The sequence below is a fragment of the Streptomyces sp. F001 genome (assembly GCF_004187715.1).
In the GTDB taxonomy this organism is placed as follows: Bacteria; Actinomycetota; Actinomycetes; order Streptomycetales; family Streptomycetaceae; genus Streptomyces; species Streptomyces flavusporus.
This window is the reverse complement of the sequence record NZ_QZWF01000085.1, coordinates 1-6845: the sequence shown is the minus strand read 5'-3', so window position 1 is coordinate 6845 and position 6845 is coordinate 1. Positions and strand designations below refer to the sequence as shown.

At 73.7% G+C, this 6845-nt stretch carries 7 protein-coding genes; 6 read left to right on the top strand and 1 reads right to left on the bottom strand.

Features of this window, described 5'->3' with window-relative positions:
• Positions 1–48: 48 nt before the first annotated feature.
• Entirely contained in the window at positions 49–642 is a 594-nt protein-coding gene (locus StrepF001_RS43810) for a histidine phosphatase family protein (RefSeq protein ID WP_129803647.1), read from the bottom strand.
• A 227-nt stretch (positions 643–869) separates the two neighbouring features.
• On the opposite strand from StrepF001_RS43810, the gene StrepF001_RS43805 reads away from it, so the two are divergent.
• The 6 genes from StrepF001_RS43805 to StrepF001_RS43780 form a co-directional block, all read left to right on the top strand.
• Positions 870–1862, top strand: a complete 993-nt coding sequence (locus StrepF001_RS43805; protein WP_129803646.1) for a phosphatase PAP2 family protein — start codon at positions 870–872, stop codon at positions 1860–1862.
• A complete protein-coding gene (locus StrepF001_RS43800) occupies positions 1813–2979 on the top strand; it encodes a hypothetical protein (protein ID WP_129803645.1) in 1167 nt (388 codons plus the stop codon). Before StrepF001_RS43805 ends, StrepF001_RS43800 begins: the two co-directional genes overlap by 50 nt.
• Positions 2970–4565 carry a hypothetical protein gene (locus StrepF001_RS43795; protein ID WP_129803644.1) on the top strand — a complete coding sequence of 532 codons (1596 nt, stop codon included), beginning with the start codon at positions 2970–2972 and terminating at the stop codon, positions 4563–4565. The genes StrepF001_RS43800 and StrepF001_RS43795 overlap by 10 nt, the downstream gene beginning before the upstream one ends.
• A complete protein-coding gene (locus tag StrepF001_RS43790; protein WP_129803643.1) occupies positions 4562–5902 on the top strand; it encodes an AAA domain-containing protein in 1341 nt (446 codons plus the stop codon). The genes StrepF001_RS43795 and StrepF001_RS43790 overlap by 4 nt, the downstream gene beginning before the upstream one ends.
• Before the next feature lie 104 nt (positions 5903–6006).
• Positions 6007–6369, top strand: coding sequence for a hypothetical protein (locus tag StrepF001_RS43785; RefSeq protein ID WP_129803642.1), 363 nt, complete (start codon positions 6007–6009; stop codon positions 6367–6369).
• Between the two features lie 135 nt (positions 6370–6504).
• The coding region (locus StrepF001_RS43780; RefSeq protein WP_240797989.1) for a bifunctional DNA primase/polymerase at positions 6505–6845 on the top strand (341 nt) is incomplete at its 3' end.

The following is a 6845-nucleotide window of genomic DNA, read 5'->3' as shown; positions in this document are numbered from 1 at the left end:
CCGTAGCTGCGCGGGTGTGGCTGCCCGCAGCAGCGCAGGTTCCCTCGGCTACGTCAGGTGGCCGTAGTCGTTCCAGGTTTCGATTGCCGGCTCTCCGTATGCCCAGCCCAGTATCGACAGTGACGTCGGGTTCAGGCGTATGCGGGCTGCGAAGTCGAGGGGGAGGCTCAGCCAGCGGGCGGCGATCGAACGGAGGATGTGGCCGTGGGCGAAGAGGAGGACGTCGCGGTCCTGTGAGCGCGCCCAGGTGACGACCTCGTCCGCGCGGGCGGTCACCTCGTCCAGGGTCTCGCCCTCGGGCACACCGTCGCGCCAGATCAGCCAGCCGGGGCGGACGGCCTGGATGTCGGCCGGGGTCATGCCCTCGTAGGCGCCGTAGTCCCACTCCATGAGCGTGTCCCAGGTACGCGCGCGTGCGCCGAAACCGGCGAGTTCGCAGGTCTCACGCGCGCGTGCCAGCGGACTGGTGCGGACCTCGACGCCGGGGAGCCCGTCGTACGGCGCCTGGTGCAGTCGCTCGCCCAGCAGCTTCGCGCCGCGCCGCCCCTCGTCGAGCAGGGGGACGTCGGTCCTGCCGGTGTGTTTGCCGGACAGCGACCACTGCGTCTGTCCGTGCCGGGCCAGCAGGATGCGCGGTGCCATGAGAGGACGGGACCTTTCCGGGAGAACGGAGAAACGGGAGAACGGAGAAATCGGAGGCGGAACCCCTCCATCATCGCGCACGCTGTTCGGGGGCAACCCGGGGGGCGATCTCCGCGTCTATCAGGGCCGGGAGGCGCGCCCCTCGAGGCGCCCGCCCGTACGCCCTGTGGTGGACGGCCGGTCCGACGGCCGGGGCGCCGCGCGACGAGAAGGGGGAGGGCGATCGGATGCAGGCCGTGACACCGGGCATCGAGGCAGTCCCGCGACCCCGGCTCCGCTGGTTGACCGAACTGCCGCTGATCCTCCTGGTGTACGCCTGCTACTCGGCGGGCCGGCTCCTCGCCCGGGGCGATGTCTCCACCGCCGTCGACCACGGTCTGGCGATCCTGCGCATCGAGAAGGTCCTCCGCATCAACGCCGAGCACCCCCTCAACCGCCTCTTCACGCGCGAGGCCTGGCTCGGCGTACCGGCCGACTTCTGGTACGCGTCGCTGCACTACCTGGTCACCCCCGCCCTGCTGATCTGGCTGTTCAGATCCCGCACCAAGCACTACCGCGCGGCCCGCACCTGGTTGATGACCTCGACGTTCATCGGCCTGATCGGCTTCACGCTGATGCCGACCTGCCCGCCCCGGCTGCTGTCGGCCGGGTACGGCTTCGTGGACACGATGGCCCAGTACAGCTCGTACGGCTGGTGGGCCGGCGAGGCGAGCGCGCCGCGGGGGCTCGGCAGCATGACCAACCAGTACGCCGCCATGCCGAGCCTGCACGTGGGCTGGGCACTGTGGTGCGGGGTGATCCTGTGGCGGTACGGCGGGACGCGCCTGACGAAGGTGGCGGGCGTGCTGTATCCGCTGGTGACGACGATCGTGGTGATGGGCACCGCGAACCACTACTTCCTCGACGCGGTCGCGGGTGCGGCCGTCATGGGTGCCGGGCTGCTGCTGGCGCCGTATGTGATGCGCTGCGCGAACCGGGTCCGGACGCGGCTGGTGACGCGCGCCGCCACCTCGACGGCGGGTGCCGCCTCCCTGGTCGCGAGTTCCGCCTCCTCCACACCGGGCTCTCGTGCCGCAGGTGCCTCAATTGTCAGTGGCGGATGCCAGACTTCGGCGGGTGAGCGAATTCCACGGCAGCGCGAGTCACGGCTCGGACCGGGAGCCGAGCCGGGTGCCTCCCCCGCGGACACGGGGGGCGGCACTCCGGCAGCAGCTCGCTGAGCTGCGCGGTCCCGACGTACCGGCCAAGGCACTTGACGCGCGCGCCCTCGCGGCCCTGGCCGCCAATCCCGGCTGCAAGCGGCGCGCCGTCCTCGACGGCGCCGGGGTGAACAAGGCGGCGCTGGCCGGTGCGCTGGGCTCGCCGTCCGTGTTCGGGCAGTCCCAGTTCGCCTTCACGCGCGGCAACGCGTTCGAGAGCCGGGTCAAGGCGGACGGCGGCGCGGAGCTGCTGCGGCTGGCGCACGAGAAGCTGGACCCGGGCGCCGAACCGCCCGCACACGCGCGGGTGCCGGAGCTGTCCGCGATCGGCCCGGAGGGCCGCGCCGCCCGCACCGCGCTGGCGCTGCGCGAGGCCGTCGAGGCGGGCGGCTGGACGCTGCTCGACCATCCGATGCTCGCGCTCGACGTCGCCGGTACCCCCGCGTTCCTGGAGCCGGACGCGGTGGTCGTGCACCCGGACGGCAGTTGGACGGTCGTGGAGATCAAGTCGTTCCCGATGCTGGACGGTTCGGCGGACCCGGCGAAGGTGGGCGCGGCGGCCCGGCAGGCGGCGGTGTACGCGCTGGCACTGGAGGAGGTCGCCGCGAAGCTCCGGCCGGCCCCGCCGGTCCGGCACCGGATCCTGCTCGTCTGCCCCAAGGACTTCTCCAACCTCCCCACCGCCTCCGCCGTCGACGTGCGCAAGCAACGCGCGGTCACCCGCCGCCAGCTGGCCCGCCTCACCCGCATCCAGGACATCGCCGACGCGCTCCCCGAGGGCACGTGCTTCTCCCCCGAGCTGCCGGCCGCCGAGCTGACAGCCGCGGTCGAGGCAGTGCCGGCGACGTACGCACCGGAGTGCCTGTCGGCGTGCGAGCTGGCCTTCCACTGCCGGGACCGCTCCCGCGCGGCCGGCGCGGTGACCTCCCTCGGCCGCCCGGTCCGCGCCGAGCTGGGCGGCCTGTCGACGGTCGAGGACGTCCTCGCGGCGGCCCGCGGGGAGGCCGGGGACCCCCGGGACCCGGCGGTGGCGGCCCTACGCCGGGCTGCCCACCTGCGCGCCGAGGCACTGGGCCGGCGGCAGCACGCCGATGCCCCGGAGCACCCCGGGTCCGTGGAGGCAGCCCCGTGTCGCTGATCTCCACGCTCGCCCGTCTCGAGGCCGTCGACACCGGACGCGCGCAGCCCACCGCCACGGTCCGGCACCGGCATCTGTCCGAGCGTCCGCTGGTCCTCGTGCCGCTGACCACCGCCGGTGAGGCCGGCGCCCCGCTCGGCGCGCTCGTCGGCACCGACCCGGACGCGCCGCGTCTGCTGGTCGTCCCGCAGCCCCGCGACCGCGACCTCAGGTTCGCGTTCCTGGCCGAACTGGCCGACGTGGTCCTGCCGTACATCGACGCACACGCGGAGAGCGTCGAGGCGGCCGAGCGCACCGAGACCGACCCGGAGACCGGCAAGCGGGTCAAGGTCGAGGTCGAACTGTGCGCGGACGCCCCGCAGTTGATCGTTCCGAGCCGCGCGGGCATCGACTTCGTACGGCTGCTCGGGCGCTCCATGCGCTTTCGCCGCACGGCGGAACAGGACCCGGAGACCCCGCACCCGGCACCCCCCAGGGTGCCGTTGCTCGGCCGGTGGCTGACCCACTTCGGGGAGCGGGCCCGGGTGCCCGGCTCGTCCCTGCTGCCGGCCCTGACGGAGGTGCTCGCCCGGCACTGGGCGACCGGCCAGTCCAGCCTGGAGGACCAGCACCTCGGCGCCCTGCTCGCCTGGATCGACCCACCGGAGGGCGCCACCGGCGCCGAGGCGGCCCTGCGGGCCGAGCTGCACAGGGACGCGCAGGGCCAGCTCATCTGCCCGCCCGCGGGCCCCGCCACCGACCCGGCGTTCGACAACAAGCTCCTCGCCCCGGCCATCGAGCGCTACGACCGCGCCCGCACCGCCCTGGCCGCCGCCGAGGACGGCATGGCGGCGGACGACCGGCTCGGGGACCTGACCGCCGCCGAGCGGGAGATCCGCGCCCTCGTCGAGCGGGTCACCCGGCCCACCTGGGACGCGGTGTGGCGCGGGCTCGACCTGCTGCGGGAACTGCCCGAGGGTGGGCACGTCGAGGAGCGGTGGACCCGCGACCGCTGGTCGTTCACCGGCCACCGGGACCGCGTCCTGGCCGGTGAGCCCCCGCAGCCGCGCCGCGACGACGCGGTGACCGCGGCGAACAAGCTCGCCGCGCGCGAGCGCGAACAGGCCCGCCTGGAGGCCCAGGAGGCGCTCGACGACCCGCTGGTGATGGCCGGGCGACGGCTGGCCGGGGAGGCGTTCGCGGGCGAGGTCACGGATGTCGTCATGGCGTACAGCGAGGGCAAGCGCCCGAGCCCGCGCCCCCTCGTCACGGTCCGCACGGACGACCGGCCCCACCTGGGCGAGCGGGCGAAGGTGTACCGGTCGTACAACGGAAAACCGCAGGCGGCGGAGTTCGTGGGGTACGAGGAGGACGGCACGCTGGTCGTCCTGCGCATCCTCGACAAGATGGGCCGCGGCAAGGAGCCCGAGGCCGGGTCCGTGCCGGAGAAGGGCGACGCGGTGTGCTTCACGCTGTTCGAGCACGAACAGCGGGGCGGCGCGAAGCTCCCCGACCCGGAGGACACGCCGTGGACGCACGGCGGGCCGCCCGGCGCGGACACCGCCCCCGAACCCGCCGACCCCGTCACCGAGGAAGATGTCCTGTGACCACGCAGACCGCCTTCGACCCCGGTGCCGCGGCGGCGCGGGCCACCGACGCGATCCTCCACGACACGCTGCACGGCCCGCACCGCGGCGTCGTCGTCGACTCTCCGCCCGGCGCCGGAAAGTCCACGCTCGTGGTCCGCGCCGCGCTCGAACTCGCCGGCACCGGGCGCTCACTGATGGTGATCGCGCAGACCAACGCCCAGGTCGACGACCTGGTGCTGAGGCTCGCCGAGAAGAACCCCGAGCTGCCGGTGGGCCGCCTGCACAGCAGCGACGCCGACCCGTACGACAAGGCGCTCGACGATCTGCCGCAGGTACGGAAGTCGGCGAAGGCGGCCGAGCTGACGGGACTGCCCGTCGTGATCTCGACCGCCGCCAAATGGGGCCACGTCAAGGTCGATGGACCGTGGCGGCACGCGATCGTCGACGAGGCGTACCAGATGCGCTCCGACTCGCTGCTCGCCGTGGCCGGTCTCTTCGAGCAGGCGCTGTTCGTGGGCGACCCGGGCCAGCTGGACCCGTTCGCGATCGTGGGCAGCGAGCAGTGGGCAGGCCTGTCGTACGACCCCTCGGCCTCCGCGGTGAGCACTCTGCTCGCGCACAACCCCGATCTGCCGCAGCACCGCCTGCCGGTCTCCTGGCGGCTGCCCGCCTCGGCGGCGCCCCTGGTCTCGGACGCGTTCTATCCGTACACGCCGTTCCGCAGCGGGACCGGCCACGGTGACCGACGGCTCACCTTCGGCGTCCCGTCGGACGGCTCCGGCCCCGACCGGGTGATCGACGAGGCGGCGGAGTCGGGCTGGGGCCTGCTGGAGCTGCCCGCCCAGCACACGCCGCGTACCGACCCGGAGGCGGTGCGGGCGGTGGCGACGGTCGTACGACGCCTGCTGGACCGGGGCGGGGCGGCCACGTCGGAGCGCTCACCCGAAGCTGCGCCGCTGACCGCCGACCGGATCGCCGTCGGCACGGCCCACCGGGACCAGGCGGCGGCGGTCCGGGCGGCCCTGGCCGAACTGGGCGTGTCGGACGTCACCGTCGACACGGCGAACCGCCTCCAGGGCCGGGAGTACGACGTCACCGTGGTCCTGCACCCCCTGTCCGGCCGCCCCGACGCCACCGCCTTCCACCTGGAAACCGGCCGCCTGTGCGTCCTGGCCTCCCGCCACCGGCACGCGTGCATCGTCGTGTGCCGGGCGGGGGTGAGCGACCTGCTGGACGACTACCCGTCGACAGAGCCGGTCCAGCTGGGCACGGTCGTGAAGTTTCCGGACGGATGGGAGGCGAACCACGCGGTGCTCGCGCATCTGGCGGAACACCGGGTGGCCTGGCGACGCTGAACGCCAGAGGTGACCGAGGGCCCTCTTGCGCAGGCGCGAGACAATTGAGGGTGGCCCACCCCCACAGGCGGCGCCATCGGAACCGTACGAGGAGGAGACAAGACATGGCGGAGCCCACGCCGCGTCGGAACGAACCGCGGCTACGCCCCGCGCCCCTGCTCTTCGAGCCCGCGGAAGCGGCCGGCGACCCGGAGCACTTCTTCGACCTGGAGTCGATGGAAGACCCCCGCGAGCTGCTGGCGCGGGCGACGGAGCTGACGCAGGCCTTCCGGGCGGCGGCCGACCGGGCGGTGGAGTTCCAGGCCATCGCGGCGGCACAGCTCGCCGATCCGCGGCGGTTCGACCGGCTGACGCCCGCGGACATCGCCGAGCGGGCCGAGTGGACCGAGGACTATGCCAAGAAGATGGTGGAGTTCGGGCGGGACCTGATGCGGGGGGCCGACGGGCGGGGACCCGATCCCGTGTGAGCGGCCGGGGGCTGCCGGGGTGGCCACAGCTGCTGGCATATGCCGGGCGCGCAAGATACTCCCTTTCACCCTCGCGCGTCCCGATTTCCGGCAACCCGCAGGAGGGGAATGCTCACACCCCGTAGATGTGGGTGTATGAGCAGCAGCACACTGACCTCGGACGGCGCCGCCTGGCTCGCCTCGGCCGGAGCGTATCCGCGCAGCACGCTCGCCCTCTGGGAGGAGCGTCCGGACGCCCCGGTCGTCCTGCCCTGCGGTTCCGCCTTCGATGTGGTGAGCACACCCGCGATCTTCGGGCGCCGGATGCTGGACCGGTTGTGGGACGAAGGGCCGGGGTCGGGGCCGGTGGCCGCGTTCCGGGGGCGGATGCTGCTGTTCGCCACGCCGGGCACCGCCCAGCGGCTCCCCTCGCTGCTGGAGTGGGAGGAATGGGGCTCCCACGGCCGCACCGCGGCCATCCCACCCCTGCTCTGCCA